1 protein-coding gene is annotated in these 1,136 nt (G+C 27.1%); it reads left to right on the top strand.

What is annotated here, in order from left to right; genetic code table 11:
* Positions 1-264: 264 nt before the first annotated feature.
* Positions 265-1,104, top strand: coding sequence for an HAD family hydrolase (locus G3997_RS09380; protein ID WP_296645517.1), 840 nt, complete (start codon positions 265-267; stop codon positions 1,102-1,104).
* Positions 1,105-1,136: the final 32 nt, after the last annotated feature.

Genomic DNA, 1,136 nt, shown 5'->3' with positions numbered 1-1,136 from the left:
GGATACTCGTTTATAATAAAAATAAAAAAGATAGAAATCATATTTTGATTTCTATCTTTTTTATTTTAAAACTATTACTTTATTGTATAGCTAAATTTTTCATTAAAAAATGTATTAAACATATGAATAAAGAAAATACTAAGGCAGGGAATGTAGGGTTTTATATATAAAAATTGATAGTAAAATTGTTGTTTTTAATACAAAAGTATGTTAGTATACTAGTATAGAAAACGGTAACATATACGATATATGGAGGGATTTATTATGAATAATGTTTTTGATAAATATAAAAAAATAAAAGATTTTTTAGTATGTGTAGACTCTGATGGATGTGCTATGGATACTATGGAAATAAAACACAGAGAGTGTTTTGGGCCAGAAATGATAAAAACTTGGAACTTATTTGAGAAGGAAGAAGAAATATTAAACTTATGGTTTGATTTAAATCTTTACACTCAAACAAGAGGTATAAATAGATTCAAAGGTTTAGCAGAAACTTTCAAAATAATAAGCAAACAAGGAGTAGAAATAGAAGACCTTGAAAGCATATTAAACTGGGTTGATACAACTAATGAATTATCAAACAACTCTTTAAAGAGAGAAATAGAAAAAACTGATAGCAAAGGATTAAAAATGACTCTTGAATGGTCATTAAATGTAAACAAAGCTATAGAAAACTTACCAAAAGGTGATGAAGCATTCGAAGGTGTTTCTGAAGGATTAGAAGAATTATCTAAAATAGTAGACGTTGCAGTAGTATCATCTGCTAATGGAGAAGCTTTAAATGATGAGTGGGGAAGACATGATTATATAAAATTCCTAACTGCATTACTTGGACAAGAAGCAGGAACTAAGCAACATTGTATAGCTGAACTTAAGAAAAAAGGATATGACACTAATAAGGTATTAATGGTAGGAGATGCACCTGGAGATTTACAAGCTGCTCAAAAGAATGATGTAAGATACTATCCTATATTAGTAGGAAAAGAAAAATTCTCTTGGGATAGATTAGTAAATGAAGCTGTTCCAAAGTTAATGGGTGGAACTTTTGATGAAGAATATCAAAATAAACTTATAAAAGAATTTAATGATTCATTAAAATAATAAAATAAACTAATATATAAGAGACTTTATAG

Origin of the sequence: Romboutsia sp. 13368, assembly GCF_018336475.1 — a bacterium.
Taxonomy (GTDB): Bacteria; Bacillota; Clostridia; order Peptostreptococcales; family Peptostreptococcaceae; genus Romboutsia.
Note: the sequence above shows the minus strand (reverse complement) of the source record. Positions and strands in the feature narration are given on the sequence as shown.